Here is an 879-nt window from a genome sequence, read left to right as displayed (position 1 = left end):
TACTTTAGCATGGTGTGGTTTTTTTGGGGTATTACATTGCGCCTAATCCCAAAAAAATCATTCAATTAGACGCATCAGGCAAGCAAGGTCGCTATGTTAGAATCCAGTTGCTTGACAAGAATTATCTGTCTCTAGCAGAAGTTCAGGTTATGGGTGTTGATCTTTAAATAAAGAAAATGCAGTAAAGGTGTTTCAGTTACTGGTTACCTAGGTTGTGATGTGCTGGTGGTTAATCATCATTCAACGGGTAAAATTTTTGGATTTCATAAAAGACCTTGACAAAATTGTTTTTAACTGTTATAGTAAATTTTTTAATCATTATTTTTGAAAATGAAAAACACACTAAACACACTAAACACACTAAACACACTAAACACACTAAACACACTAAACACACTAAACACACTAAACACACTAAACACACTAAACAAACTAACTAAACTCCTTTCAGTCGCTATCTTTTCAGTCTCTTTAAATGCTTTTAGTGTTGTACTAGGTCCACTCATCACAATCAGCACTAATCATGTTAGTGCTACTGCTGGAATTGCTATCACACCTATTACCATCTCTAATAGAGGTGATTCTATTTCTCATTACTCAATTTATCCTGCTATTCGCAATGGCTTGTCCTTTAATAAAAAAACTGGGGACATCTCTGGAGTGCCAATTGTTGCCTCTGATCCAGTGATTTATACTGTGACTGCAACTGGTCGTCGTGGTCATGATACTGCAACTGTTGTTATTACTGTTGGTGTCGGTACTACTAATCTAGCCCTTGGAAAACCTGCCACAGAATCCAGCACATATCCATACTCTATCCCCGTTGCTGCTAGTTATGCAGTAGATGGTAACACTAATGGCGAATTCTTAAATAGCAGC

General features: G+C 37.0%; 2 protein-coding genes. Both read left to right on the top strand.

What is annotated here, in order from left to right:
- The first annotated feature begins 23 nt into the window (after positions 1-23).
- Positions 24-167 carry a hypothetical protein gene (locus BBROOKSOX_RS11880; RefSeq protein WP_180324071.1) on the top strand — a complete coding sequence of 48 codons (144 nt, stop codon included), beginning with the start codon at positions 24-26 and terminating at the stop codon, positions 165-167.
- 163 nt (positions 168-330) lie between these two features.
- Positions 331-879, top strand: a 549-nt coding sequence (locus BBROOKSOX_RS11875; protein ID WP_373896639.1) for a putative Ig domain-containing protein, incomplete at its 3' end; no start/stop codon positions are given.

Source organism: bacterium endosymbiont of Bathymodiolus sp. 5 South (assembly GCF_900128535.1).
Taxonomy (GTDB): domain Bacteria; phylum Pseudomonadota; class Gammaproteobacteria; order PS1; family Pseudothioglobaceae; genus Thiodubiliella.
This window is presented reverse-complemented; position numbering and strand designations above follow the sequence as displayed.